Consider the following 26,247-nt stretch of genomic DNA (forward strand, 5'->3'; position numbering starts at 1 on the left):
AAACCTGACCCGTCCGGAGGCCGCGTGGAATCGCTGAGCAGCCGCGTCCTGACCAGCGTGGTGGGCTTCGCGATCATCAGCGTGGTCGTGTGGATCGGGTGGTGGGCGATGCTGCCTGCACTGCTGTTCGTGTCGGTGATGGGCCTGTTCGAGTACATCCGCATGCTCGACCGCAACGACATCGACGTGCGCCGCGTGAGCCTCGGCGTGTTCGCCGTGGCACTGATCCTGGCGAGCCTGCCCATGTGGCCGCAGACGCCCTGGCCCGGCGGATCGTGGCGCGAGGCGGTCCTGACGGTCGCCGTGGCGTACCTGCTGGTCATCGAGGTCATCCGGCCCGGCGAGCGGCCGCTGGAACGCATCGTGTACTCGGTGTTCGGACTGCTGTACATTCCGTGGCTGCTGGGGTACTTCCTGATGCTGCGTTACAGCCCGGACGCCGGGGACGGCCTGCTGTACTTCGCGCTGCCGCTGCTGGCGACCTTCGCGGCCGACATCGGCGCGTACTTCGTGGGGTACTTCTTCGGGCGGCGCAAGCTGGCGCCGGAAGTCAGTCCCGGCAAGACCGTGGAGGGCGCCATCGGCGGGTTGATCGCCAGTTTCCTGATCGTGCTGGCCCTGACGACCGTGACCGGCATCTGGTCCCCGCTGGAAGCGCTGCTGTACTCGATCCTGGTGGCCAGCGCCAGCCAGCTGGGCGACCTGAGCGAGAGCCTGATCAAACGCTCGCTGAAAACCAAGGACAGCGGCAACAGCCTGCCCGGCCACGGCGGGTTCCTGGACCGCATCGACAGCCTGCTGTTCGCGGTGCCCGCCACGTACCTGTTCCTGCACATCAACATCTTCCCGCGCTGAGCTTCAGGCACTGACGTTCAGGCGCTGAAGGCGGGTCATGGCGGGGCCGCCATCACACAAAGGCTACGGCGGCCCCACCTGCTCATCAAGTGTCTCTGATCCCGCACTCTGCGGAGGGGGCTGCACTAGCATGCAGGGTGATGAAGCGAGAGCAGGCAGAGAGCGGCGCAGCGCAGCCCGGTACGGCGCAGTCCATTGGGGCGCAGTCCAGTACGGTGCACTCCAGTGGGGTGCAGTCCATTGCCGTGCTGGGCAGCACGGGCAGTATCGGCACGCAGGCGCTGGACGTGGCGCGCGGGCGCGGCTGGCAGGTCACGGCCCTGGCCGCCGGGCGGAACCTGGAGCTGCTGGAAGCGCAGGTCCGGGAGTTCCGGCCCGGACTGGTCAGCGTGGAGGAAGGTGTGCTGGGCGAGGCCCGCGCGCGCCTGTCGGGACTGGGCGCGCAGGTGATCGCGGACCCGTCCGAGGTGGCCGCCCACCGCGCGGACGTGACCGTGAACGCCATGAGCGGCCTGATCGGGCTGGCCCCGACCCGCGCGGCGCTGGAGGCCGGGCAGGCGGTCGCGCTGGCGACCAAGGAGGCGATGGTCACGGCCGCGCACCTGATGTGGCAGGCGGCGGCGGTGGGTGGCGGGCGGGTCGTGCCGGTGGACAGTGAACACACGGGCATGTTCCAGTGCCTGACCGGCGAGGACATGGCGGACGTGGCCGAGTTGATCCTGACGGCGTCCGGCGGGCCGTTCCGGCTGGGACCGGACGACCTGAGCGGCGTGACGCCCGAGCAGGCGCTGCGCCACCCCTCCTGGAGCATGGGGCCGAAGGTGACGCTGGACAGCGCCACGCTGCTGAACAAGGGCCTGGAGGTCATGGAGTGCGCCAGCCTGTACGGGCTGCCGCTGTCGCAGGTGGGCGTGGTGGTGCACCCGCAGAGCATCGTGCACGCGGCCGTGCGCTACCGGGACGGGAGCCTGAAGGCGCAGTTCGGGCCGACGGACATGCGGCTGCCCATCGCGTACGCCATCGACGCCGCGCCGACCGGCATGCGGCGTCCGGGGGACGTGCGGGGCGCGCGGCGCGGGCCGGAGGTCGCCTCGCACGGGTCGTGGCCGCTGCTGGGTGACTGGGAGTTCCGCGCGCCGGACCTGCGGCGCTTCCCGTGCCTGGAACTGGCGTACCGCGCCGGGAACGCCGGGGGCCTCGCGCCGGTGGTGCTGAATGCCGCCGACGAGGTTGCCGTGGACGCCTTCCTGGCCGGGCAGATCGGGTTCATGGACATTCCGCGCCTGATCGAGCGGTTGCTGGACGAGACGCCGGGCGGCGACCTGACCTGGGACTCGCTGAACGAGGCGGACGCCTGGGCGCGGGTGCGGGCGCGTGAACTGTGCGCGGGCGGCCTGGGCAACAGCACGGGCAGCGGGGTGCGGGCGTGAACGTGGTGCAGGGCATCGCGGCGGCCCTGACGCCGCTGGGGCTGCTGTGGACGGTGCTGCTGATCGGCGTGGCGACGTTCCTGCATGAACTGGCACACTACGCGCTGGCCCGCTGGCAGGGCGTGGCTGTCAACTCGTTCAGTGTGGGCATGGGGCCGGTGCTGATACGGCGGCACTGGCGCGGCACCGAGTGGCGGCTGAGCCTGCTGCCCATCGGCGGGTACGTGGAGATCGACGGCATGGCCCCCGAGGAGGACGCGCAGGGGCAGGTGCGGGCCGCCACGCGGGGCTTCGCGGCGCTGCCCGCCTGGGGGAAGGTGGCGGTGCTGCTGGCCGGGCCGCTGATGAACCTGCTGCTGGCCGTGCTGCTCATGACCGTGACGTTCACGGCGCAGGGCGTGCCCGCCCCGGACCGCGCCCGCATCGAGGAGGTCGTGGCCGGATCGACCGCGCAGACGCTGGGCCTGCGGGCCGGGGACGTGATCACCGCCATCGACGGGCAGGACATCCCGGACACCACCCTGGTCGGCGGACGCGAGGCAGCGGGCTGGGAGGGCGTGCGCGACGTGCTGACCCGGGCCGGGCCGCACACGTTCACGGTCGTGAGCGACGGGCAGACCCGCGACGTGCGCTTCGACTGGACGCCCACCGTGAACGGCGAACGGCAACTGCTGGGCATCCGGTACGGGCCGGACGTGCAGGCCACCACGGCACCCGCCGCGTTCGTGCGGGCGTGGCAGGTGACGGGCGAGGCGGTCCCGCAGGTCATCCGGAGTTTCGGGGATCTGATCGCGCGGTTCCTGACCCTGAACCTCTCGCGGGACGAGAACGTCAGCGGTCCCATCGGCACGGCCGAGATCGTCTCGCGGGCCGCCGCGCTGAGCCCCTGGGCGCTCGTGCAGATCGCCATCCTGCTGAACCTGTCGCTGGCGTTCTTCAACCTGCTGCCCATTCCGGGCCTGGACGGCGGGCGCATCCTGCTGGTGCTGGTGGGCGCCGTGCGGGGCCGCCCACTGACCTTCAGTCAGGAGCAGGCCATCAACCTCGCGGGCTTCGCGTTCGTGATGATGCTGATGCTGTTCGTGGTCGTGCGGGACGTGAGCCGCTTCTTCTAGGCGGGTGAGAGAGGCGGGCGGTGGAAGATTGTTCCCACGGCCCACCTTCCTGTTACGGGGTCTCCCCCACTTGGCGTTCCACGCGGTCGCCCACGCCGGTCAGGACCTCGTATTCCACGGTGCCTCCCCAGGCGGCCACGTCGGTGACGGTCAGGCCCCGCTGGGTCCAGAGGGTGACGGGGTCGCCAGGTTGCACGTTCAGGCCGGTCACGTCGATCATGAGTTGATCCATGCAGATGCGGCCCAGGACCGGGCGGCGCTGCCCGGCGACGAGGACCTCGGCGCGGCCTGTGGCGTTCCGGGGGTAGCCGTCGGCGTACCCGATGCCGACCGTGGCGACCGGCGTGTCGCGCGGGGCACGCCACAGGCCGCCGTAACTGACGGTCTCGCCGGCCGGGACGGTGTGCAGGTGCGTGACGCTGGCCTGCACGGTCATGACCGGGGTCAGCGGGGCGTGGGCGCGCAGGTGCGCCGGTGCGAAGCCGTACGCGGCGAGTCCGGGCCGGGCGAGCGCCATGCCCGGAAGGCGGCCCAGGCTGAGGACGGCGCCACCGTTCGCGGCGTGCGCCAGCAGCGGCCGGGGCGTGGGGGGCAGGGCGTCCAGCACTGCCCGGAAGCGGCGCAGTTGCTCGTGCGCGAAGCCCAGGTCGGGTTCGTCGGCACTAGCGAAGTGGGTGTACGCGCCTTCCAGCAGGCCCCGGCGGGCCAGTTCGCGGCCCACGGCGACGGCCTCGTCGGGGCGGGCGCCCAGGCGGTTCATGCCGGTATCGACTTTCAGGTGCGCGCGGGCGTGGGCGGGCAGCGCGGCCGCCTCGGCCAGGGACGCGACGGGCAGGCGCACGCCCAGGTCCGCCAGGACCGGCACCTCGGCGGGCGTGGGTGGCGTGAGCAGCAGCACGGGCTTGCCGGTGTTCAGCGCGGCGGCGGCCTGCGCCTCGCGGGGCGTGGCGACCGCCAGTCCCCAGACGTCCGGGTGCGCGGCGGCCAGGGTGGCGATCAGGGTCAGGCCGTGCCCGTAGGCGTTCGCCTTGACCGGCAGGATCAGGGGCGTGCCGCTGCGGGCCGCCAGGACGCTCAGGTTGCCGCGCAGGGCGTCGGGGTCGATCAGGGCGCGGGCGCGTGGGGCGAGGACGGACATCTGAGCCGCATGCTACCCCCGCCGGGGGGCGCGTCCGGGTGGGGCGGGCTGGGCAGGGTGGGACGGGGGGCGGGCGCGTGTATGATTTTTCGCAGTCATGCCCACGTTCACGCCTGTCCGATCTGTCCGTTTCCGTCCCGCCCTGCTGGCCCTGGGCCTGCTGACCCTGGTGGCCGCGCCCGCCGCCGCGCAGGTGGGCGGCGTGCTGCCGCTGGTGTCGGTCGGTGAGAAGTGGCCGCAGGCGCAGGAATCGTACGTGATCCGCGTGCCCGCCGCCGACGCCGGCAAACCCCTGGGGCTGGAGGTGTACTCGCCGACGTTCAACCTCGCGGATTACGTGGACGGGCGCCGCAGCGACGGGTACTTCGGGGACGAGCTGTACAAGAAGAACGAACCGTTCGAGACGACGTTCACGCTGAGTGGCCCGAACGGCACGGTCACCGAGCGCCGCTACGGCCTGAACCGCGAGCACACCTGGGACAGCCTGTTCGCGGGCGGCCTGAGCGCCGGGACGTACACCCTGAAGGTCAGCAGCCGGGGCGACGGCAAGAACTCGTTCGCGCTGCGCGTCGCGGCGCCCTTCGCGCTGGAAACCAGCGATTTCAGCGTGAACGCCCGCAGCACCGACGCGACCGACCTGCTGGCCGCCACCGTGAACGTCACCAGCGACTGGAACGGCCGCGTGCTGGGCCTGCTGAACTACGACGTGGACGGCGCGAAAGAGGCGGAACTGTGGGCCGTGCAGCCCAGCGGCACGCGCGTGAACCTGACGCCCAGTGAGAACGGCCGCACCGCCACGGACAACTTCAAGATCACGCCGGAGTTGCTGGGCGAGTGGAAGCTGTACATCCGGGTGCTGCCCACCACGAAGCAGTACAGCAACGCCATCCGCTACGCCTTCCGGCTGGACGACAAGCCCATCACGGCCCGCGTGGGCGGCTTCACGCCCCCCGCGGACGCGCAGATCGCCAACCGCCTGATCGTGGACGTGGTGGATCCGCAGGGCCGCCCCATTCCCGGCGCGTCGTACTCGCTGATCGGGGATACCGTCGTGCGGCCGGAACTGCCCGCCGGGTACGTGCCGGTCAGCGGCACGCTCCTGGAAGGCACCGGGAACGTCGTGTCGCCCAGCGAGGTCCGGTACCAGCCGGGCAGTAACCGCATCCGTTTCGTGGCCCGCCCGCCGCAGGGGCAACTGGCCGTGGAGGCCGTCGCCCTGTACGGCGACCAGCGCATCCCCCTGACCGGCGTGCCGTTCAGCATCGACGGCCGGACCCTGACCACGCCCGCCACGGTGCCGCTGGCGCCCGGCGATTACCCGGTCGCGCCGACCACCATTCCCGGCAGCACCTTCACGCGCCCCCTGCCGGGCCGGGTCGCGGACGGCGGCACGAACCGCGTGACCATCGAGTACCGCGTGCTGACGGAAGTCACGCTGGTCACGTCGCCGGACATCCTGAACGCCTGCGACGTGACGCAACTGACCGCCACGGCCCGCACGGACTTCCCGTACCGCCTGCCCGCCCGCCTGAAACTGAACCTGCCGGCCGGGTGGACCAGCGACTACCCGCTGGAAGTGCCGGGCGAGTTCAGCCAGGGGCAACCCCTGAACCTGAAAGCGCCGGTACGCGTGTGCCGCAGCGACACCGCCGAGGCCGTGCTGGACCCCATCGACCTGCGCACCACCGGGCAGGCGCGCGTGCGCAACCCCGGCGGCGCGAACGTGACCCGCAACGTGCAGGGCGGCGCGCGGGCCAGCCTGCAAAAAAGCGTGGAGGCCACCGCGCAGGGCTACGTGGTCACCCTGATCCTGAGCGTGGACAGCACCCTGGAGAACGTGCGCCTGATCGACCCGCTGCCCACGGGCGGCGCGCAACCCACCGTGAGGGGCGCCCTTCAGGTGCAGGGGCCGAGTCTGGCGAACGTCACGCCGCGCGTGGAAGGCGACGGGATCGTCCTGACCCGCGTGATTCCCGGTACGTACACCCTGACGTACACGCTGTTCACCGACCAGCCCGCCGACCGGGTCGTGACCACGCCCGGCCTGAGCTGGTAATCCCGAGCGGATCACACGGACTCCGATTGAAGGGGCTGCAAAGACCGTTCAATCCGAGCGAAGCGGGTAGGAGCAATACGGGTTCCGGACGTGCGCGTTTCCCCCTGCCCGGCAGTGGCGGCCCTCCCTGATGGGGGCCGCTGCAACTTTATGTGGCAGCCCTGGCCGCGCCCGTCCGTTACTGTGGTGCTCATGAAGAAGCTCTGGATGGCCGCGCTGGCCTGCGTGCTGGCTGCCTGCGGCGCCCTGGGCCGCCTGCCGGAACCCCAGCCGGGTGACCTGCTCAGCGCCCCCACCACCCTGATCCTGCACGGGCAGGTGCTGACCGCGCGGGCCAGCGCGGCCCTGTACGGGGGTGGGCTGGGCGTGCGCGTGCAGGTCGCGCCGGACCGGCCGGGCGTGAACACGGCGGCCCTGCTGGGCAGCCTGAGGCTGGACGGCGTGTTCGTCGTGACCGGGCAGGGCGTCTGGAAGGCCCCGCTGCGGCCCGCGCTGCCTGCCCAGGCCGTCAGTGGCGGCTCGCTGAACGCCGCCGCCTGGAGTGGCAGCGGCAACCTGCGGCGCGGGGATCAGGTGCAGGTCGTGCTGCGGCTCAAAGACCGCCTGGGGCACACCTACTGGCTGCGTGACACCGGCCGGGTCGGCGGCAGCTGATACGGACTGCCGTTTATTTCGCTGACAATCCGCCCCCACGCCGCCCCTGCCAGCTCCACGTCCGGAGGGGCGCCCTGCTCCTCCTCGCATCCGCTCGGACCCAGTGGCCTTTGCAGTCCATTCAACCCGAGTCCGTATGATTCCACCGCTGCTCGCGCCTGCGCGCGTCAGTCTTCGGGGCTGACCTGTCCGTCTTTCACGTTCAGGTGATGGTCGGCCTGCGCGGCGATGTCGCGGTCGTGGGTGATCAGGATGACGGTGCGGCCGGTCGCGGCGGCCCCCTGCAGCAGTCCCAGGATGCGTTCCCCGGTGCGGCTGTCGAGGTTGCCGGTGGGTTCGTCGGCCAGCAGGATGGCCGGGTCGTGCGCCAGCGCGCGGGCGACCGCGACGCGCTGCGCCTCGCCGCCCGAGAGCTGGTTGGGCAGGTGTCCGGCGCGCGCCTCCAGCCCAACGAGTGCCAGGAGTTCGCGGGCGCGGTCCTGGCGTTGACGGGCGGGCATGCCCGCGAGCGTCAGAGGGAACTCGACGTTCTCCTGCGCGCTGAGGATGCTGACGAGGTTGTGGTTCTGGAACACGAACCCGTAGTGGCGCAGCCGGAAGTCGGCGCGGTCCGCCTCGCTCAGGCTGGTCAGGGGGGTGTCTCCGACGACGACGCGGCCGGTGGTGGGTTCGTCGAAGCCCGCCAGGAGGTTCAGCAGGGTGCTCTTGCCGCTGCCGCTCGGGCCGACCACGGCGGTCAGGCCGGGCGTGAAGGTGTGCGTGAAGGGCGCGAGGGCCAGCACCTGCCCGTCGCCGCTGGGGTAGGTGCGCGAGAGGGTTTCGGTGCGCAGGCCCGGCAGCGTGGGGGCGGCCTGGGGGGTGGGTCGGGCAGGGTGGATGGTGGTCATGTCAGATTCTCCCGAGGGCGCCCACGATGCTCATGCGCCCGGCGTTGCGGGCCGGTAACAGGCCCGAGAGCAGGCCCAGCAGCAGGCTGATACCCAGCGCCAGCAGGACCAGCCTGGGGGTCAGGGCGGCCGCGTCGATCCCGGCGAGTTGCTGGGTATACAGGTTCACCCCGGCGATCCCGGCGAGGCCGAGCAGCACGCCGCCCACCCCGCCGACCAGCGACAGCAGCAGCGATTCGGTCAGGACCAGGGACCGCACGAACGACGGCCGCGCCCCGATGGCGCGCAGCGTGCCGAACTCGCGGGTGCGTTCGAAGACGCCCATCATGACGGTGTTCGCCACGGCCAGCCCGCCCACGATCAGGGCGATCAGCGAGATCCCGAAGCGCACGGCGTCACTGATGATCAGGGCGCGGTCGATGAAGCTCAGGAAGTCGCTCTGGGTGCCGGCCTCCAGGTCCAGTTTCTCGGACAGCACGTCGGCCACGCGCCGGGCGTCGCGGGGGTTGTCGAGTTTCACGGCGACCAGCGACACGCGGCCCGCCGCGCCCTCGCTGCGTTGCAGGGTGCCCAGCGGAATGAAGATGAAGTTGTCCACCAGCCCGCTTTCCGGGGCGAGCACGCCGATCACCTTCACCTGGTTGCGGCGGTTGAGGTTGAGGGTGCTGCCGACCTCCAGCCGCAGGTTCTGCGCGGCTTTCGCCCCGGCGACCGCCACGGCCGCGCCCTCGTCGGCGGGCGTCAGGGCGCGGCCCTGCGCGGCGGTGGTGGTGGGGAACACGGCCGCGATGCCCTGCGCGGCGGGCAGGCCGTACAGGACGACGCTCTGCGTGACTTCCAGACCGCCGCGCACGGCCATGATGACCGGCGTGACCGTCTGAATGCCGAGCTCCGGCGCGAGCGCCTGGATGTCGTCGGCGGTCTTCTGCGGCAGGTTCGGTTGCAGCGCCAGTCCCTGCGAGAGCGGCGTGAGGCTGACCTGCACGTCCGGGCCGATCCCGCCGAGCTGCGAGACGAACACCTTGCGGATGCCCTCGCCGAGCGACAGGAAGATCACCATGCTGGCGACCGCGACCGTGATGCCCAGCGTGGTCAGCAGCGTGCGCACGCGGCGGCGGGTCAGGCCCCTCCAGGCGAGTTTCCAGATGTCCGTCCATCGTAGTCCTGGCGACGTCATGAGACGCAGGCTACGCCGCGCGGGCCGGGTGCGTGGGGACGCATGACTACAGTGACGCAAGACTACAGTGACGGCTGACTGCCGTGACGGGTCCGTCCAGAGCTTCCTCTGCGGGAAGGCTCACGCCGCGCCCGTACGCTGGGGCATGAAGTTCTCCCGTCCGGTCCTGCTGCGCACGCTGTCCTCCCTGACCCTGGCCCTGGGTGGGGCGCTGGGGGGCGCGCACGCGCAGACGCTGTTGCCGCTGGATTCCCGCCCGACCACGCGGGTCCTGCCGGCCCTGATCGCGGACCTGCGCGGCGGCGCGGCGCACGTCCCGCCGGCCTCGATGCTGGGGAACGCGCAGGTGGGCGCGGACCCGGCCGCCCTGACCGCATGGCTGGAAGCGCAACCCAAGGACGGCCCGCTGATCGCCGCGCTGGACGCCTTGGCGTACGGCGGGCTGGTGCAGTCCCGCAAGAGCCCGCTGAGCGCCGCAGAGGCGCTGGCGCGGCTGGAACCCCTGCACACCTGGACGGCCCGCACCGGGCAACCCGTGTACGCCTTCATCACGCTGCCGCGCGAACCGGACGCCACGAACCGCGAACGGAACCTCGCCGTGACCCGCACCCTGCTGGACTGGGCACGCGCCGGGAGTTTCGCGCAGTTGCACGTCAGCTGGGACGACGCCCTGCCCGGCAGTCCCGCCCCCGCCGAGGGCGCCGCGCTGGCCAAAGAGGCCCCCGCGAACGTGCTGGTCTACCCCGGCGCGGACGAGGTGCTGTCCATGCTGACCGCCCGCGCCCTGGCCCCGCAGCCCGCCACCGTGACCTTCGAGTACAGCGACCCGGCCGCCGCGCGGCAGGTCATGAAGTACGAGGGCATTCCCCTGACGCAGAGCGCCGTGAATCACGCGCAGGCCAGCGGCTTCACCGTGCAGGAGGCGGGAGGCCCGGCGGACCTGACGGTGTTCGTGTTCAACGGCGGCGACCCCCGCCGCGCGGCCGTGCGCGTCAGCCGCCTGCTGGCCGCCGGGCCGGTCGCAGTGGCCGACGTGGAGAAGGTGAACCTGGGCAACTCACGCCTGTGGACGGACATGCAGACGCTGCGCCGCACCGCGAACCTGAAAGCGCTGGCCGCGTGGGGCACGCCCGGTAACAACCTCGGCGCGGCCCTCGCGCACGCCAAGGTGGCCCTCGCACCCGGCACGGACCCCGTCCGGCAGGACGCCCTGCTGGCCCGCGAGTACGCCAACGACGTGATCTACAGCGCCGACCTGCGCGCCGCCCTGAGAAAGGCCATCCCGGAAGCGCAACTGACCGCCCCCGGCACGCAGGACGCCCTGCTGAACCTCGCCCGGAACGCCTTCCCGCTGCGCCTGGGCGACACGTACACCCTCCAGGACGCCACGCTGCCGTGGGGCCGCTCGTTCGAGTGGGACTTCACGCTGACGCCCCAGCCGTAAATCGGGAAAGAGAAGGAGGGAACGGGCAGTGGGACGCGGTCGCGTCTCCACTCTCCCCTGCCCTGCTTCAGCCCAGTTCGGCCAGCAGGCGGTCGATGTCGTCGGTGGTGGTGTAGTGGGCGATGCTGGCGCGCACGACCCCCTGCGGGTACAGGCCCAGGTCCCGCAGGGGTTGCGCGGCGTAGAAGTGTCCGGCGGCGACGTCCACCCCGGCGCGGCTGAGGCGGTCTGCGGTCTGTTCCGGGGCCTCGCCGCTCACGCGGAAGGCGACGGTGCCCACGCGGCCCTGCGTGCCCTGCGGACCGTACACGGTGACGAGGTCGTGATTCAGCAGGCCGGTCACGAGGCGGTCCATGACCGGCTGTTCCAGCTCGTGAATGCGCTCCGAGGCGGCAGCCAGGGCGGCGCGGGTCAGGTCGGCGTGCCCGGCGAGGTCACGCAGGTAATCCAGGGTGCCGAGCCACCCGGCCAGCAACTCGAACTGCGGGGTGCCGTGCTCGATGCCCGTGATGTCGCCGACCGGGATGAATTCCAGGCGGGGCCAGGGGAGCGTGGCGCGCAGGTCCGGGCGGATCCACAGGGCGCCCAGGTGCGGTGCCCAGACCTTGTACGGGCTGAAGGTCAGGAAGTCCGCGCCCCAGGTCTGCACGTCCGGGAAGGTGTGCGGCGCGGCGTGCACGGCGTCCACGATGGTCCACGCTCCGGCGGCGCGGACCTGCGCGGTGATGGCAGGAATGTCCGGCGTGACGCCCAGCGCGTTACTGGCGGCCGTCACGGCGACCAGCCGCGTGCGGGGCGTGAGCAGCGCGGCGAGGTCGTCGGGGTGCAGGGTCATGTCGGGCTGGCGGGCGTGCCAGACCTTCACGGTGACGCCCACGCGTTCCAGTTCCCGCCAGGGGCTGGCGTTGCTCTCGTGTTCCAGGCCGCTCAGGATGACCTCGTCACCGGGACCCCACAGGCGCGCGAACGCCCCGGCGAGGCGGAAGGTCAGCGCGGTGGCGCTCTGCGCGAGGGCCACGTCTTCGGGCGCGGCGTTCAGGAACAGGGCGGTGCCCTCGCGGGCGCGGTGCTTGAGGGCCAGAATCTCGCGGCCCGGCTGGTGGCCCGGCATCGCGTTCGTGGCGCCGTAGGTCATCAGGTGCCCGGTGACGGCCTCGATGGCACGCAGGGGCAGCAGGCCCCCGGCGGCGTTGTCGAGGTACGCGCGGCCCTGCGCGAGCGGCGGGAACTGGGCGCGCAGGTCGTCGCGGGTGGGCAGCGGGGCGCGGGCCGGTGCAGGTCGGGTCATGCCCCCGAGTGTAGCGGTGGGGGTCTGCGGAGCGTCCCGCCCGCCCGACTGCCCCGCCCGCCAGGGCGTATCAGGGGCGGATAGTCAGGCCGAACCCGGCGGGGAACAGCGGGTCGTACGGGCGGGTGTCGGCGTTCAGGGGCAGCTGATCGTCACGGCGCGGCCAGCTGACCGGGAGCCGCCCTGTGAAGGGCGCGCGGCCGTACAGCACGTCGGCCACGCCCGCGCCCTCGCTGCCGGGCAGCCACGCGGCCACCAGGGCGTTCATGGGCGTGCCGGGCAGGATCAGCGGGCGGCCCGAGACGGTCACGACCACGCACGGCCCGTCGGCGCACACCGTGCGGATGTTCGCGGTGTCCTCGGCGTTCAGGGCCAGCGAGGCGCGGTCGCCCTTGCCCTCGGCGTAGGGGGTCTCTCCGACCACGACGAGGCCCACATCGGCGTCGCGGGCCTGTCCGGGCTGCGCGGCCCGCGCGTACGTGACCGTCCCGCCAGCCTCCTCGCCCACTTCGCGCAGTCCGGCGAGCAGGCTGGTCCCGCCGGGCACCGGGCCGTTCTGCCCCTGCCACGTGAGGGTCCACCCGCCGGACTGGCGGCCCACGTCGTCGGCACTCTGCCCGGCCACGAACACCCGCGCGCCCGGCCGGAGCGGCAGCACGCCATCGTTACGCAGCAGCACCAGGGATTTCTGCACGGCCTCGCGCGCCAGGGCGCGGTGCCCGGCGCTGCCGAAGGTCCGCTGGAAGCTGGCGTCGGTCATGGGACGCTCGAACAGACCCAGCCGGAACTTCTGACGCAGGATGCGGGTCACGGCGTCGTCGATGCGGCTCATGGGGACGCGCCCGGCGCGCACCTCGGCGCTCAGGGTGTCCACGAACCGCACGTAGTCGTTGGGCACCATGACCATGTCGATCCCCGCGTTGATGGCCGCGCGCACGGCGGCCGGGTACCCGCCGGGAATCTGGTCCACGCCCGCCCAGTCGCTCACCACGAACCCCGTGAATCCCAGTTCCTTTTTCAGCACGTCGGTCAGCAGGTACCGGTCGGCGTGCAGTTTCGTGCCGTTCCAGCCGGAGAAGCTGACCATCACGCTACCCACGTTGCGCGCCACGGCCGCCCGGAACGGCGGGAGGTGCACGCGCCGCAGTTCCGCCTCGCTCAGGCGGGTGTCCCCCTGGTCCAGCAGGTACGTGTCGGTGGCGCTGCTGCCGAAGGTGGTGCCGCCGTCGCCCAGGTAGTGCTTGGCGGTCGCCAGGACCGCGCCGGGCTGCGCGAGGCCGCCCGCGCCCTGGTAGCCGTCGATGATGGTGCTCAGCGCGACGGGCAGGGCTGGCGTCTCGCCGAAGCTCTCGTAGGTGCGGCCCCAGCGCACGTCACGCGCCACGCACAGGCACGGGCTGAAATTCCAGCGGACGCCCGTGCCGGTCATCTCCTCGGCGGTGGCCCGCCCGATGCGCCGAGCGAGGTCCGGGTCGCCCGCCGCGCCCAGCCCGATGTTATGCGGGAAGAGGGTGGCACCCGGCACGTTGTTGTGCCCGTGAACGGCGTCCGTGCCGTACAGCATGGGAATGCCCAGACGGCTGCGCAGCGCCGCCGCCTGGAAGGCGTCCACCATCGCCGCCCAGCCCTGGGGGGTGTTGTCGGCCGGGCCGCTGCCACCGCCCGACAGCACGCTCCCGATGCCGAACACGGCCATGTCGTCCAGGTCACGGACGGCGGCGCGTTCCGCCTGGGTCATCTGCCCGATCTTCTCGTCCAGGGTCATGTGCAGCAGCAGGTCGTTCACGCGCGCGTCGACCGGCAGGGCCGCGTTGCGGTACGGGGCGTTCGCGGCGGGCGCGCCGGTCGTGAAGGGCGTGGCAGCCAGCGCGGTGCCCAGCAGCAGGGCGGCAGTGGACAGCAGGCAGGCGGTGGGCAGCAGGACGGACTTTCGGATCATGCGGAACCTCCAGACGTGGGCCGGAACAGGCAGGGGCAGGTTGTGAAAAGGGTTTCAGGAAAACACTAGCAGTTTCCGTTTCCCACCGCGACCTGGATGTCTTTCCCAGCACGCCTTCATCCGCTCAGGCCGACCTCCACGCCGCACGACCATTCTGAAAGCCCTGTCAGAGCGTAGGGTGCACGCTGACTTTCGGGTGTGCGAGCTGTCCAGTTGTGCTACATGTAACCTATGAGCCGCTTCCTCCTGCCCGTGTTTGCCTTGCTGTGGGGCGGTGTGCTGGCGGCTACCTCACCCGCCGATGTTGACCGGGCGACCAATGCCGTTGCCGTGAATCTCAACGGCGTCATCCGCCCGTGTCCTTCTCCGTTCCAGTTGCTGGGCACGGCCAACCGCCGCTGCGTGGCTGCTGACGGAAGTTCAGCCCTGACCCGTCAACTGCTGAGCGTCAGCGGGTTGAACCTGTACGGTGGCTGGCGCAGCGACGACGACCCTGCCTACGTCTACAACTGGATTCAGATGCCCAGCGGGTACGTCAAAGTCATGGTCGCGCCGTTTCCCAACCGTCCGGGGTCAACCCTCGTGTTTTTGGATGTGACGGCCAGCAGCGCAGTGACCGCGCCTGCGTTCCGGCGCACACTGCGCCTCTCGACTCCTCGAATGAATGGAGCTGATGTCGTAGCGCTGCAGAACCGACTTATGGACGTATCGAAAGTAGCGCGGGGCGCGGGCGGTGACGGTTGGTTTGGACCAGTGACTGAAGCCAACGTCATTGCTTTCCAGAGTACCAACGGGTTGGCGCCGTCCGGTGTGGTAGACCGGGCGACGTGGACGAAACTGTTTTCCAGCACGGCTCGGTTCTTTGATCCCAAACTGGCCAAAGCGATTGCCGAACGCAACAAGGTTGCCAAGTAAGCTCCAGCGATCTGGGGACCAACGGGATTCCTCCGAAAATGCGTTTTCAGATCACCCAGCCTCTGAAGACCAACTGGCTGGAAACAGGAATCCGGGCGCAGGATCAGAGGGATTTTCACAGGAAGTCTGAGGTCTTTCTCAATCCACCCCTGAATGTCCTGATCTCTAGTCCGAATGAACATCCTGAAAGCCCTGTCACACTGCTGGGCCGGAGCGGCGCAGGCGAGTGGCGTTAACGCCCGTTTGATCGTCCTTTGGTGGGATGTGTCCCTCATGCCTGCCCCGTATGCTCTGTCCATGAGTTTCGTGCGTAAGCCCCGGCCGTACTCGTCGGGCCTGCCTGGAACGCCCCCGTTACCGTCCGTGCCTGCCGCCCCGGCGCGGCGGGTCCGGCCCGCCCGACCTCCCCGCGCGCCGCGCCCGCCGCTTCCGCGTGCGGGCTGGCCGGGCGCGGTGACGGCGCTGGCGGCGCTGGGTGCGGTGCTGGTGCTGCTGGTGGGCCTGTCGGGCCTGTGGAACAGCGCGGCGCGTGACTGGCAGTTCCGGTCGGCGGCGGCCGGCGTGACGGACGTGGTCCGCTGAGCGTGCCCTGCCTGGAACACGGGGCGCGGGCGTGCTGAGGATCTGGGAACGGTGGCGGAACCCGTGGCCGCGCTCGCCGTTCCTGCGGCGGCCGGCGCCGTGGACGCTGCGGCGCGTGCTGCGGGCCGCGCTGGCGTGGGTGGGCGCGGCGACCGTGGGCATGATCGCGCTGGGCGTGGCGGGCGCGGTGGGGACCGGGGCGCTGGGGCGGGTGTGGAACCTGCGGGCGGAACTGCGGCCCATCGAGGTCGTGGACCGGCGAGGCGAGCCGCTGGGCGTGATCGACCACTGCCGCGCGGGGAACGCCGTGAACGCCGTGCCGTGCCGCGAGTCCCTGAGCGTGCCGCTGACCGGCGTCAGTGAGGCGTTCCTGCTGGCGTACGTGGCGAAGGAGGACGTGCGGTTCTTCTCGCATGTGGGCGTGGACCTGGGCCGGTTGCCCCGCGCGCTGCTGAGCGGCGCGGGTGGCAGCACGATCACCATGCAGCTGCTGAAGAATAACGTGCTGGCCGGGCATTTCGATTACGACACGGACCGGCGCGGGCCGCTGCTGACGCTGACCCGCAAGGCCACGGAGTTCGTGCTGGCGCCGGTCGTCACGTGGCGGTACGGGCGGCGCGAGGTGCTGGCCATGAGCGTGAACAGCCTCCCGTGGATCGGGATCGGGCAGCGTAAGGGCGTGTACGACGCGGCCCGGGCGGTGTTCGGCGTGGAACCGGCGGACCTGACGCTGGCGCAGAGTGCGTTCCTGGTGGGTCTGCTGCCCGCACCGGGCCGCTACCTGGTGACGGACACCACGCCGCCCGAGACGGCCACCGCCCGCTTCCGCTGGATGCGCAGGCAGCAGCTCGTCACGCTGGAGATCCTGCGTTCGCACGGCCTGATCGGTCAGGGCGAGTACCTGGAGGCGGTCAGTACGCCGCTGCAACCCCGGTTGTGGCGCGCCGAGTACGCCGGGAGCGGCACGGACCTGCGCGTGGTGCAGGCCGCCCGGAACCCCGCGTACACGAACGAACCGGAGCCCGTGTGGGCCATGCAGGAACTCGTGCGGCGCGAACTGCGCGCGGCGGGCCTGGACCCGAAGCGGGTGGGCCGGGTCGTGCTGACCGTCGACGCGGCCGCGCAGGCCGCCCTGACGCGCCGCGTGACCGGCGAGGGCGCCACCGGTCCCCGCCCGACCGGCGTGGCCGAGGGCGCCGCCATCGTGGACGTGCGGGGCGGTGGGATCGTGGCACTCGCCAGCTCCACGGGCGGTAACCAGAGCAGCGACGCGGGGCGGCAGTGGGCAGTCAGTGCGCTGCGCCCGGTGGCGAGTACCGTCAAGCCGCTGCTGTACGCCGCCGCGTTCGGGGACGGCCTGACGCAGCTGAGTGCCTTTCCGGATCAGGCGACCCGTTACGGTTCGCAGGCCATCCGGAATAGCAGCGGCACGTTCCTGGGCCGGGCGGTCACGGTGCGCGAGGCGAACGCCAGCAGCCTGAACACCGTGGCCGTGCAGGTCGGCACTCCGCGCGAGAAGGCGCTGCGGGCCGTGCTGGACGCCGCCGGGTATCAGGAGGACGCCAGCAACCGCTCCAGTCCGTCGCTGGGCACGTACCGGGCCGCGCCGCTGGACGTGGCGGCCGCGTACGCCAGTTTCGCCGGTGGGGGCCTGCTGTGCCGCCCGCACCTGCTGGCCGAGGTCACGGACACTGGCGGGCGACCGCTGCCGCTGCCCCGCCCGGACTGCCAGCCACTGTGGGATGAGGTCGTGGCGTTCGAGGCCTTCGACCTGCTGACCGCCGCCGTCAGCACGGACGCCAGCCACGTGCCGTTCCTGCGGCCCAGCCTGCTGCAACGCCTTCAGGGGCGGTCCATGCCGCTGGGCGCGAAGTCCGGCACGACCGACGACGTGAACGACACGTGGTGCGCGGCCGTCACCCCGCAGTACGCCATGGCCGTGTGGATCGGCGACCCGGAAGGCCGTCAGAGCGTGCCGGTCACGCTGTACCGCGAGCAGACCGCCTGCCGCGAGGTGGCCCTGCTGCGCGAGTTGCCGCACGAGCGCCGCAGCCTGGACGCGCCGCCCGGCATCACGCGCGTGGCTGGGGCCGCCGTCCCGATTTCCGGCCTGAACCCCCGTAACCCTGCCCCGGTGGCGCCGTGACCGTCCTTTTCCGGCGCCGCGCCTCCCCCACCCCTGTTTCCCCGGCGGCGCCGCCCGCCTGCCCCCTGGAGTGCCCATGCCTGTAACCTCTGCCCTGCTGTCCGCCCTGTCCCTGTCCACCCTGTCCCTGCCGGTTCCGGCCATGAGTGCCTCGACGCTGCTGGGGCTGTCCACGCCGCCGCTGCACCTGACGGTCGCGGTGGACATGACCGGCAGCAGCAAGAACCCCGCCTTCCGGTACGCGGATCAGGCGCGGCTGCTGGCGCAGAGCGTGATGCTCAACCAGCTGCGCAGCGGCGACACCCTGACCCTGCTGCGCGTGTGCGAAGGCGTGCAGACGGTCGCGGACTTCACGTTCAGCTCGAAGAACGGGGCGCGTATGGCCAGGGCGGACATCCTGCGCTACACGACCGCGCTGACCAGACCCTGCACGGGGCGCGGCAGTGCCATCACGGCCGGACTGACCCAGGCCGCCGGGCGCGCCGCGCAGACCGCGAAGGTGAACGACGTGGTCGTGCTGTTCACGGACGGCGCGCTGCTGGACGACCCCGGTCGCGCCGGGCTGGGCGCCGTGACCCGCAAGCTGCTGGGGGCCAAGACCACCCGGACGCTGTTCGTGGCGGGCCTCAGTCCGGAGGCCGGGACGGGCGGCGTGTCGGTCCGGGACTCGTTCGTGAAGGCGCTGGGCGCCTCGGCCAGTGACCGGCGCGTGCTGCTGGCGGGCGCGTACGACCTGTCGAACGTGTACCCGACCTTCGCGGCGGCCGTGAAGGCGGCCCGCCGGTGACCCGCCCAGGCGACCCCGCCAGCCCGGGCGACACCAGCTCCCCGAGCACCAGTCCGCCGAGCACCAGTCCGCCGACCACCCAGCCCCCAACCACCCGGCCCCTGTCGCGCGTGACGCTCAGCGGCCCGGACCTGGGCACCGTGGACCTGGAATTCGAGGGAGAGGCCGCCCGGAACGGTGCCCCCAACGATGCCACCGGCGCCGGGGCCGCGGGACACGCGCCGCCCGGCGGGCCGCCCGCTCCCCCGCAGGACGACCTGCCGGACTTCGACCCGCGCCTGTACGAGGCGGCGCTGCCCCGCCCGGAACCCCTGAGTGCCGAGTCGTTCATGCCGGTCCTGCACCCGCAGCAGTTCGCGGAGTTGCTGGGGGACCTGCGCGGCGAACTGAGCCTGATCCCGGACGAGGCGACCCGCGCGGCCCTGAACAGCCGCGCCCGACTGCTGCACCTGAACGTCGAGGGGTACCGCGTGAACCACGAGCAGGCGCGCGCCGCCCTGACCCGCGTGCTGGCCGAGACGGGCGTGGGTGTCCGCACCAGCTGGGGGCGCCAGCAGGAACACCTGGCGTTCATGAACGCCGCCAGCGGGAGCGTGGAACGTGATTACGAGGCCGCCACGGCCGCCATCGAGCAGGCCCGCGCCGAACGGTTCGACGCGCTGGTCGCCAGCGGCGCCCGCCCGGACACGACCGGCGCCGAGGACCTGTACACCCAGCAGGCCGTCATGACGCTCGCCCGGGAGGGGCACGCCATCCGCCCGCCCGAGCAGAAAAGCGGGAGTAAACGCGTCTTCAATGCGTTCGCGGTGTTCAGCAAGTTCTTCGTGGGGATCATCAGTGGGGTCAGCATCAACCTGCTGTTCAACCCGGAGTCCCGCCTGTACCTGACCCTGATCGCCCTGACGGCCGGGGTGATGTTCAGCGTGCTTCTGCTGTGGCTGGTGGATGAACTCGCGTACCGCGCCAAGCTCGCGCCCGGCACGCCCGGCATGGCCCACCCGCGCACGTACACGGCGGGCATCCTGGCGGTCACGGGACTGTACCTGGGCGTGGAGGGCTTCCTGAACTGGGACGGCATCCTGCGCGTCACGGCCGAGATCGCCGCGAACGCCGCGCAGCAGGGTCAACTGACCGACCTGAGCGCCGCGCCCGAGACGGACACCGCGCCGCAGCACTGGTCGCTGCTGACCTTCACGCTGGCGCTGGTCGGCATGGCCGCCGGGGCAGCGTTCATTCAGGGCCGCGAGCGCGCCCGCACCGTGCTGGAACGCGAACGCCTCGCGGCGCGCGTGGCGCAGCTCAAGGCGCAGGGCAGCCTGAGGGCCGCCGCCCGCGCGACCGATCACGTGGCGTACCTGGAACTGGCCCGCGACCGCCTCGCCCCGCCGCGCGACGTGACCAGCCCCGACCACGCCCGCCTGAACGAACGCGTCCTGAACCACTGGGAGCAGGAACGCGACGCGCAGGTGCAGGCCATCAGCACCCGCCTGAGGGCCGACGCGCAGGAATTACAGGCCACCCTGGAGGACTTCGCCGCGCAGGTGCAGGCCGCGCGCTTCCCCCGCCCGCGCCGGGGCCTGCGCGCCCTGCTGGGCTGACTGGCCCCCCGGTCCGGGCTGGCCAGGAGCGGCGGGTCATACGGATTGTCGGCGAAACAGACGGCCAGCCGTATCAGCCCAGCGTCTGCAACAGCCGGTCCAGGCGGGCCGCCGGGCCGGAGGGAAGGCCGGACGTGCCCGGCAGGCTTCCCGGTGAGGCCGCGTCCCGGTGGGGGTCCGCCTCGATCTGCGCGAGGGTCAGCATGCGGGCCATGACGGTCGCCTCGTCGGGCCGGACGCCGTCCATGTGGCGGCGGGTCACGGCGTACAGGTGCACGCTGCACTGCATCTGGTCGCGCGGTTGCGGCTGGAAGTGCCCCTGCGGGTCCAGCAGCACCTCGGCGGCCGGGTAGAAGGTCGCCCAGCGCCGCGCGCGGGCCAGGGCCGCCGCACCGAACGCCAGCGGTGAGTCCGCCAGCGGGGTGGGGTCGCGCGCAACGCCGCCGGACGGTCCCGCCAGCAGGGGCGCGGAGTGGTCGGCAGGAAGCGCGGCGGTCATGGGTAGGACCGACCTTACGGCTCAGGTGCGGCCCGGCGCTATGAGAAACCCGTGATGCGGGTGGTCTCCGTGATCCGGGCAGTCTCTGCCGCCTGCCAGGATGGCGGCGTTACTGGCGGGCTTCTTTCAGGTCCATGACACCCGTGAACTTCTCGAATTCCACGACCAGCTGGTACTTGCCCTGGGGGCCGCTGGTCAGGACGTTCAGGCCCCACTCGCCTTTCGGGCAGACCTGACCGGCGACCTGCACGCCGCGCGGGTCGAGCAGGCGCACGGTGGCGGTGCCGCTGCGCACGTTGCAGGAGCCGCGCACGCCGATCTTGGCGCGGTCCTCGTAGATGTTCAGGCCGTAGCGGTTCTCGCCGCTGGCGTTCAGCAGGTAGGTGGGGGTCAGGGTCACGTACCCGAAGCGCAGCCCGAACGTGAAGTACATCACCGTCAGGACGAGCGCCAGGGCTATCAGCAGGAACCGCATTGCGCGCAGTCTACCCCGTGCCGGGCGGCGGGTGTGCGGCAGGTGCGTCCGGCAGGCAGCGGGCGCCCCCCAATCGGGTAGGTGCGGAGCCGGGGCGTCAGGAGCCGGATTGTCAGGGGCCGCGCAGGGCCGCGCCCAGGCGGGCGGCGCCGTCCGTGAGTTCGGCAGCGGACAGGGCCGCGAAGCCCAGCAGCACGGCCGGAGGGTGGCCCCCCTGCGAGAGCGGCGCGACGGGACTGAGTGCCACGCCCTGCCGGGCGGCGCGGGCCAGCACGTCCGCCTCGGTCCAGGGGTCGGGCAGCGGCAGGTACAGGTGCAACCCGGACGCGACGGGCGTGACCGGCCAGCCGGGCAGGTGGTCACGCAGCGCGCCGGTCAGCACGTCCTGGCGGCGTTGCACGGCCGTGCGGGCGCGGCGCAGGTGGCGGGCGTACGCGCCGGAGGCCAGCACGTCCGCCAGGGCCAGGGCGTCCAGGCGGCCGGGCAGGCGGTCGGTCAGGGGACGGGTGCCGGTCAGGACGCGCAGCACGCCGGGCGGCGCGACCAGGAACCCGCTGCGAGTGACGGGCGCGAGGCTCTTGCTGAACGACCCGAGCAGGATCACGCGGTCCGGCGCGAGGCCCTGCAACACCGGGGGCGGGCGGGAGCTCAGGTGCAGGTCGGCGGCGTAATCGTCTTCCAGGATGAAGGCGTTCGCGGCGGCCGCCCACGCGATCAGCGCCTGACGGCGCGGGGCGCCCAGGCTGACGGCGGTGGGGTACTGGCAGCCGGGCGTCACGTACGCCAGGGTCGCGCCGGGCGGCAGCGCGCCGGTCTGGAGGCCCCGATCGTCCACGGGCACGCCGGTCACGTCCGCGCCGGTGGCGGCCAGCGCGGCGCGCGCCCCGGCGTACGTGGGGTCCTCGACGACCGCGAGGCGGCCCGGTTCGAGAAACACGCGGGCCAGGGCGTCCAGCGCGGACTGGGTACCGCCGGTCAGCATGACCATGTCCGGCGTGACGCGCGCCCCGCGCTGCGCGTTCAGGTACGCGGCCAGCGCGCGGCGCGTCTCGGGCGGCCCGAGCGGGTCGTGCGGGTGCGCGTGCGTGACCTGCGCGGCCCGGCGTGCCAGTGCCTGCGTCCAGGCGGCCTCCGGGTACAGGTCCGGGACGGGCTGCCCCACCCGGAAGTCCACGGCGAAACGGTCCCCGCCGACCTCCTCGACCTGCCCCTGGAGCGCGCGGATCGCCCAGGCGCTCAGCGGGAGGCACTGACCCGTCCATCCGGGTACGGTCACGCCGCCCGGATGGACCGTGCCCGCGTGGACGGGCTCACCGATCACGGGCTCACCGATCATGGGCACGCTGATGACCGTGCCGCTGCGGCCCCTCGGGCGCACGTACCCCTCGGCGTGCAGCTGGGTCAGGGCGTCGACCAGGGTGTTGCGGGACACGCCCAGCCGCTGCGCGAGGCGGCGGTGACCGGGCAGGCGCGTGCCCTCGGGCAGCAGGCCGCGCGTCACGGCGCCGCGCAGGGTCCGGGCGACCAGCGCGTGCCGGGTCTCGCCTGGGTGCGGGTCGCTGAGGGTCAGGGCGTCCAGCCAGCCGTCGGCCGGGCCGGGCGGCGCGGGGAGCGCCGCGTCAGTCGCCTGCGCGCGGCCGGTCAGCGGAATTCGCGTTCCAGCCACGCGCGCTGCCCACCCTCGGCCGTCAGGGCCTGCCCGGCCAGTTCCAGGAAGCGGTCGCGGGCGGCTGCGGCCTCGGCGGCGCTCAGGCCGTGCGCGGCCGGGTCGGCCAGCAGCGCGCGCAGCAGCGGGAATACCGGCGTGTCCGGGTGCAGCTGTCCGCGTACAGTCACGTCGGCCCGCCACCTGAGCAGGTAGTCCAGCGCGTACGGGCCGGGTTCCAGCACGCAGCCGCCGGGGTACGGGATGCGGGTCGGGGCGGGAAAGGTCACGGCGGGGTCGCTCATGCCTCACAGCATGCGCCGCGTGAAGCACCCGTGAACAGGGTCCGTGCGGCATTTGCGGCAGCGTCCGCCCGGAATGCCGCTTAAGCTGCGGGCATGCCACCCCTGGGCCTCCCCGACCTGCTGCTGCTGCTGACCGTCCTGAGTGTCATCGTGGGGCTGATCGCCCTGATCCGCTTCGTGGTCCGGCACGCCGGGGAGCGCAGTGAACGCAGCCGCCTGCATGACCTTGAGCGGCGCATCCAGCAGCTTGAACGCGAACGACTGCACTGACCGGGGCAGCCGGGAGGGGCAGGGAAGCCCATCTCCCCTGCCCCTCCCGGCTGCCCTGCTCCTGCTTACCCGACGGCGGGCGAGCTTTCCAGGGCGCTCATGACGGCGCGCGTGAAGGTCTGCGTGTCGGCCGCGCCGCCCAGGTCGCGGGTGGGGTGTGACCGCAGGGCGATGGACACGGCCCGGTCGATCTGGTTGGCGGCGTCCGGGCGTTTCAGGCCGTGGCGCAGGAGCATCCCGGCGCTCATGATCGCGGCGGCGGGGTTGGCGATTCCCTTCCCGGCGATGTCGGGGGCGCTGCCATGAATGGGTTCGAACAGGCCCGCGCCGTCGCCCAGGGACGCGCTGGGCATCAGGCCGAGGCTGCCGGGAATGACGGCGGCGAGGTCGCTGAGGATGTCGCCGAAGAGGTTCTCGGTGACGATCACGTCGTAGCGGCTGGGGTCCGAGACGATCAGCATGGCCACCGAGTCCACGTACTCGTGGTTCAGGTGAATGCCACGGTAGTCGCGGTCGCGCAGGGCGGTCACGTCGCGGCGCCACAGTTCGCTGACTTCCAGCACGTTGGCCTTGTCGACGCTGGTGACGCGGCCCTTGCGTTGCTCGGCGGCCCAGAAGGCGACCTTCGCGACGCGTTCGACCTCGGCGGTGGTGTAGCGCATGGTGTTGTACGCGGTGTCGCCGTCGATCTTGCGGTCGCCGTCGAAGTACACGCCGCCCAGCAGTTCGCGCACGATCAGGATGTCCACGCCGCGCGCCAGTTCGGGCTTCAGCGGGGACAGGTGTTCCAGGCCGGGCTGCACGCGCACCGGGCGCAGGTTGGCGTAGCAGCCGAGCGCCTTGCGCAGCGCCAGCAGGCCGCTTTCCGGGCGCTGGTGGCGGGGCAGCAGGTTCCAGGCGCTGTCCTGCGCGCCGCCGACGGTGCCCAGCAGGACCGCGTCGGCGTCACTCAGGGCGTCGCGGGTGACCTGCGGGAACGGGTCGCCGTGCGTGTCGTAGGCCACGCCGCCGATCAGGTGTTCCTCGATGGTCACGTCGGGCGCGACCTCGCGCAGCACCTGCACGGCCGCCGCCGTGACTTCCGGGCCGATGCCGTCGCCGGGCAGGGAAACGATCTTAGGCATGGTGTTCCTCCTGGCCGGGGTGGCCGTGACCGGCCTGGGTGGAGTGGGCGTCCAGGGTTTCGGCTTCCAGGGCCGCCTGGTCGTGTTCTTTCATGTATTCCAGCCAGCCGCCGGCCTTCTGCACGTCCAGCGCGAACTGCGGGACCGGCACGAAGGTCAGGCTCTGCCCGGTGCGGGTGTTCGTGATGGTGCCCGCCGTGAGGTTCAGGTCGGCGGGGTCGCCGTCCTCGAAGGCCTGCACGATGCCGTCGCATTCCAGCGCCAGGAAGCCGTTGTTGATGGAGTTACGGTAGTAGATGCGCGCGAAGTTCGGGGCGATCACGGCGGCCACGCCGGCGCCGCGCAGCGCCCACACGGCGTGCTCGCGGCTGGAGCCGCAGCCGAAGTCCGCGCCGGCCACGATGATGTCGCCCGGCTGGACCCGCTTCACGAAGTCCTTGTCGTAGTCCTCCATGGCGTACCTTGCAAGTTCGCTTTCCACGTCGGTGGTCAGGTGCCGGGCGGGGATGATCTCGTCGGTGTTGATGTGGTCACGGCCAAACACGTGCACGGTGGTCATGGGTGCTCCTTGCGGTCGGGGCGCGGCGTGCGGCCCCGACGCGGGTTCGAATTCAGGTCTCGGTACGGTCAGTTACTGGCACCGTCAGTTGTCGTCCAGGAAGGCGCGGAGTTCTTCCGGCACTTCCTCGTCGTACAGGTCGCGCCAGTTGGTGCCGTCGAAGGTGATGGCGGACTCGATGAACGACTGCGCCAGCGGGTCCGGGTCGTCCAGGGCGTCCAGGGGAATGTCCAGCAGTACCGCGACGGGCACGGGCAGTTCGGCGTCTTCCGGGACGACCAGTTCGTGTTCGAAGGTCTGCGTGATCAGTTCGCGGGTCCACTGCGCCCACCCGGCGGGGTTCCCGGCGCTGGTTTCCAGCAGCAGGTCGGCGCGCAGGCGTTCGCCGTGCTCGGCCGGCACGTCCCCGTCCACCCATTCCACGCGGCCGTCAGCGAACACCTGCACGGGTACGGTCTCCACATCCAGGAAGTCCGGGAGGTTCAGGGCGTCCTCGCGGGCCTCGCCGTCCGGGTCGGCGTACGAGATCCACGTCTCACCGTCGAGGCTGTAACTGCTGTTCTCGCGGTTCACGGTGACTTCCACGTTGCCCAGCGTGGCGAACGACAGGTTCAGCGGGGATTGCAGCGGCGCGGGCTGTCGCAGTTCGAAGGCCACGCGGCGCGCGACCGGCACGGGGTCGGTGTCGTCGCCGTCGGTGGCGTCCAGATGGGTGTCCTGCCAGCCCTGCTCGGTGTCGCCGTGCCACTCGCGGGCCAGCGTTTCGAGCATGTCCAGCAGGTCCGCCGGGGGTTCCGGGTCGATGTCCAGGCGGCCCTCGCGCCACTGCTCGGCCACGTAGGTCGCGACGACCTCGCCGCCCAGCGTGGCGGCCGGGTGTTGCAGCAGGAACTCCAGGGCGCGGCGGGGGTCCATGTTCACGGGGAACGCCTCCCACTTCGTGCCGTCGGCGGAGTGCTGCACTTCACGCAGGCGGACCGCGCCGCCCTCGACCGGCAGGAACCGCCCGGTCGTCTCTGTGCCCTCTCCGACGCGGCCCAGCGCCAGTTCACCGCTCAGGCGGCGCAGTGCCGGTACGGGAATGGACTGCACGTCCTCGGCGGTTTCCAGGAAGCGGTCCACGCGGCCGTGCATGACGTGCAGCGTGCGGTACTGGCTGTCCCACGCGGCCCCGTACGGCTGCGAGAGCCGCAGCGCGCCCGCGATCAGCTCGCGGTGCGCGGCGTCCTCGGGGGCGCGCGTGAAGGTCAGCGTGCCGTCCGCGTCCATGGTCGCGTCGAAGGGGTACACGGTGGGCATCAGGCCCAGTTGTTTACGTCGTTTTGCTTCGCCCATAAGTTCACCCAGCTTACTCGCGTG

At 71.8% G+C, this 26,247-nt stretch carries 24 protein-coding genes; 12 read left to right on the forward strand and 12 right to left on the reverse strand.

What is annotated here, in order from left to right; all coding sequences use genetic code 11:
* The first annotated feature begins 24 nt into the window (after positions 1-24).
* The 3 genes from IEY70_RS02020 (at position 25) to IEY70_RS02030 (ending at position 3,400) form a co-directional block, all read left to right on the forward strand.
* Positions 25-855, forward strand: a complete 831-nt coding sequence (locus tag IEY70_RS02020; RefSeq protein ID WP_189063326.1) for a phosphatidate cytidylyltransferase — start codon at positions 25-27, stop codon at positions 853-855.
* 140 nt (positions 856-995) lie between these two features.
* Positions 996-2,285: a 1-deoxy-D-xylulose-5-phosphate reductoisomerase gene (dxr, locus tag IEY70_RS02025; RefSeq protein WP_189063327.1), complete on the forward strand. Its 1,290-nt coding sequence runs from the start codon at positions 996-998 to the stop codon at positions 2,283-2,285.
* Positions 2,282-3,400 carry a M50 family metallopeptidase gene (locus IEY70_RS02030; RefSeq protein ID WP_189063328.1) on the forward strand — a complete coding sequence of 373 codons (1,119 nt, stop codon included), beginning with the start codon at positions 2,282-2,284 and terminating at the stop codon, positions 3,398-3,400. The genes dxr and IEY70_RS02030 overlap by 4 nt, the downstream gene beginning before the upstream one ends.
* A gap of 52 nt (positions 3,401-3,452) precedes the next feature.
* Here IEY70_RS02030 and alr read toward each other — a convergent pair whose 3' ends face one another.
* Positions 3,453-4,538, reverse strand: coding sequence for an alanine racemase (gene alr, locus IEY70_RS02035; RefSeq protein WP_189063329.1), 1,086 nt, complete (start codon positions 4,536-4,538; stop codon positions 3,453-3,455).
* Between the two features lie 97 nt (positions 4,539-4,635).
* Here alr and IEY70_RS02040 point away from each other — a divergent pair, with 97 nt between their 5' ends.
* Both IEY70_RS02040 and IEY70_RS02045 read left to right on the forward strand, forming a co-directional pair.
* The gene (locus tag IEY70_RS02040) at positions 4,636-6,594 is read left to right on the forward strand and encodes a hypothetical protein (protein WP_189063330.1); all 1,959 of its coding nucleotides are present in this window, start codon (positions 4,636-4,638) and stop codon (positions 6,592-6,594) included.
* A gap of 192 nt (positions 6,595-6,786) precedes the next feature.
* Entirely contained in the window at positions 6,787-7,248 is a 462-nt protein-coding gene (locus tag IEY70_RS02045) for a hypothetical protein (RefSeq protein ID WP_189063331.1), read from the forward strand.
* Positions 7,249-7,415: 167 nt separating this feature from the next.
* Here IEY70_RS02045 and IEY70_RS02050 read toward each other — a convergent pair whose 3' ends face one another.
* Complete coding sequence (locus IEY70_RS02050; protein ID WP_189063332.1) at positions 7,416-8,135, reverse strand: ABC transporter ATP-binding protein; 720 nt, start codon at positions 8,133-8,135, stop codon at positions 7,416-7,418.
* Position 8,136: 1 nt separating this feature from the next.
* Positions 8,137-9,312 (reverse strand): ABC transporter permease, encoded by a 1,176-nt coding sequence (locus IEY70_RS02055; protein ID WP_189063333.1) that lies wholly within the window; start codon positions 9,310-9,312, stop codon positions 8,137-8,139.
* Between the two features lie 145 nt (positions 9,313-9,457).
* Between IEY70_RS02055 and IEY70_RS02060 the strand changes: the two genes are divergently transcribed.
* Positions 9,458-10,756 carry a DUF4127 family protein gene (locus tag IEY70_RS02060; RefSeq protein WP_189063334.1) on the forward strand — a complete coding sequence of 433 codons (1,299 nt, stop codon included), beginning with the start codon at positions 9,458-9,460 and terminating at the stop codon, positions 10,754-10,756.
* 67 nt (positions 10,757-10,823) lie between these two features.
* On the opposite strand, the gene IEY70_RS02065 is transcribed toward IEY70_RS02060, so the two are convergent.
* Both IEY70_RS02065 and IEY70_RS02070 read right to left on the reverse strand, forming a co-directional pair.
* A complete protein-coding gene (locus tag IEY70_RS02065) occupies positions 10,824-12,044 on the reverse strand; it encodes a cysteine desulfurase-like protein (RefSeq protein WP_189063335.1) in 1,221 nt (406 codons plus the stop codon).
* Between the two features lie 70 nt (positions 12,045-12,114).
* On the reverse strand, positions 12,115-13,983 hold the full coding sequence (locus IEY70_RS02070) for a glycoside hydrolase family 3 protein (RefSeq protein WP_189063336.1): 1,869 nt from the start codon (positions 13,981-13,983) through the stop codon (positions 12,115-12,117).
* A gap of 231 nt (positions 13,984-14,214) precedes the next feature.
* On the opposite strand from IEY70_RS02070, the gene IEY70_RS02075 reads away from it, so the two are divergent.
* The 5 genes from IEY70_RS02075 (at position 14,215) to IEY70_RS02095 (ending at position 20,011) form a co-directional block, all read left to right on the forward strand.
* Complete coding sequence (locus tag IEY70_RS02075; protein WP_189063337.1) at positions 14,215-14,898, forward strand: peptidoglycan-binding domain-containing protein; 684 nt, start codon at positions 14,215-14,217, stop codon at positions 14,896-14,898.
* Positions 14,899-15,195: 297 nt separating this feature from the next.
* Positions 15,196-15,480, forward strand: coding sequence for a hypothetical protein (locus tag IEY70_RS02080; RefSeq protein WP_189063338.1), 285 nt, complete (start codon positions 15,196-15,198; stop codon positions 15,478-15,480).
* A 31-nt stretch (positions 15,481-15,511) separates the two neighbouring features.
* Positions 15,512-17,626 carry a transglycosylase domain-containing protein gene (locus IEY70_RS02085; protein ID WP_229777560.1) on the forward strand — a complete coding sequence of 705 codons (2,115 nt, stop codon included), beginning with the start codon at positions 15,512-15,514 and terminating at the stop codon, positions 17,624-17,626.
* 76 nt (positions 17,627-17,702) lie between these two features.
* Positions 17,703-18,413 (forward strand): VWA domain-containing protein, encoded by a 711-nt coding sequence (locus IEY70_RS02090; protein ID WP_189063339.1) that lies wholly within the window; start codon positions 17,703-17,705, stop codon positions 18,411-18,413.
* Positions 18,410-20,011: a hypothetical protein gene (locus tag IEY70_RS02095; protein ID WP_229777561.1), complete on the forward strand. Its 1,602-nt coding sequence runs from the start codon at positions 18,410-18,412 to the stop codon at positions 20,009-20,011. The genes IEY70_RS02090 and IEY70_RS02095 overlap by 4 nt, the downstream gene beginning before the upstream one ends.
* 73 nt (positions 20,012-20,084) lie before the next feature.
* Here IEY70_RS02095 and IEY70_RS02100 read toward each other — a convergent pair whose 3' ends face one another.
* The 4 genes from IEY70_RS02100 to IEY70_RS02115 all read right to left on the reverse strand — a co-directional run bounded on the left by IEY70_RS02100 (position 20,085) and on the right by IEY70_RS02115 (position 22,935).
* Positions 20,085-20,510, reverse strand: coding sequence for a hypothetical protein (locus IEY70_RS02100; RefSeq protein ID WP_189063340.1), 426 nt, complete (start codon positions 20,508-20,510; stop codon positions 20,085-20,087).
* Between the two features lie 109 nt (positions 20,511-20,619).
* Positions 20,620-20,985 carry a hypothetical protein gene (locus tag IEY70_RS02105; protein WP_189063341.1) on the reverse strand — a complete coding sequence of 122 codons (366 nt, stop codon included), beginning with the start codon at positions 20,983-20,985 and terminating at the stop codon, positions 20,620-20,622.
* Between the two features lie 112 nt (positions 20,986-21,097).
* Complete coding sequence (gene pdxR / locus IEY70_RS02110) at positions 21,098-22,651, reverse strand: MocR-like pyridoxine biosynthesis transcription factor PdxR (RefSeq protein ID WP_373290735.1); 1,554 nt, start codon at positions 22,649-22,651, stop codon at positions 21,098-21,100.
* Positions 22,627-22,935: a hypothetical protein gene (locus IEY70_RS02115; RefSeq protein WP_189063342.1), complete on the reverse strand. Its 309-nt coding sequence runs from the start codon at positions 22,933-22,935 to the stop codon at positions 22,627-22,629. The genes pdxR and IEY70_RS02115 overlap by 25 nt, the downstream gene beginning before the upstream one ends.
* 93 nt (positions 22,936-23,028) lie before the next feature.
* On the opposite strand from IEY70_RS02115, the gene IEY70_RS02120 reads away from it, so the two are divergent.
* Positions 23,029-23,205, forward strand: a complete 177-nt coding sequence (locus IEY70_RS02120) for a hypothetical protein (protein WP_189063343.1) — start codon at positions 23,029-23,031, stop codon at positions 23,203-23,205.
* A 65-nt stretch (positions 23,206-23,270) separates the two neighbouring features.
* Here the strand turns inward: IEY70_RS02120 and leuB are convergent, their stop codons facing one another.
* From leuB to IEY70_RS02135, 3 genes are all read right to left on the reverse strand, one after another.
* Positions 23,271-24,329 carry a 3-isopropylmalate dehydrogenase gene (gene leuB, locus IEY70_RS02125; RefSeq protein ID WP_189063344.1) on the reverse strand — a complete coding sequence of 353 codons (1,059 nt, stop codon included), beginning with the start codon at positions 24,327-24,329 and terminating at the stop codon, positions 23,271-23,273.
* Entirely contained in the window at positions 24,322-24,888 is a 567-nt protein-coding gene (locus tag IEY70_RS02130) for a 3-isopropylmalate dehydratase small subunit (RefSeq protein WP_189063345.1), read from the reverse strand. The genes leuB and IEY70_RS02130 overlap by 8 nt, the downstream gene beginning before the upstream one ends.
* An 84-nt stretch (positions 24,889-24,972) precedes the next feature.
* A complete protein-coding gene (locus IEY70_RS02135; protein ID WP_189063346.1) occupies positions 24,973-26,223 on the reverse strand; it encodes a hypothetical protein in 1,251 nt (416 codons plus the stop codon).
* Between the last annotated feature and the right edge of the window lie 24 nt (positions 26,224-26,247).

It is taken from the genome of Deinococcus seoulensis (genome assembly GCF_014648115.1).
GTDB lineage: Bacteria > Deinococcota > Deinococci > Deinococcales > Deinococcaceae > Deinococcus > Deinococcus seoulensis.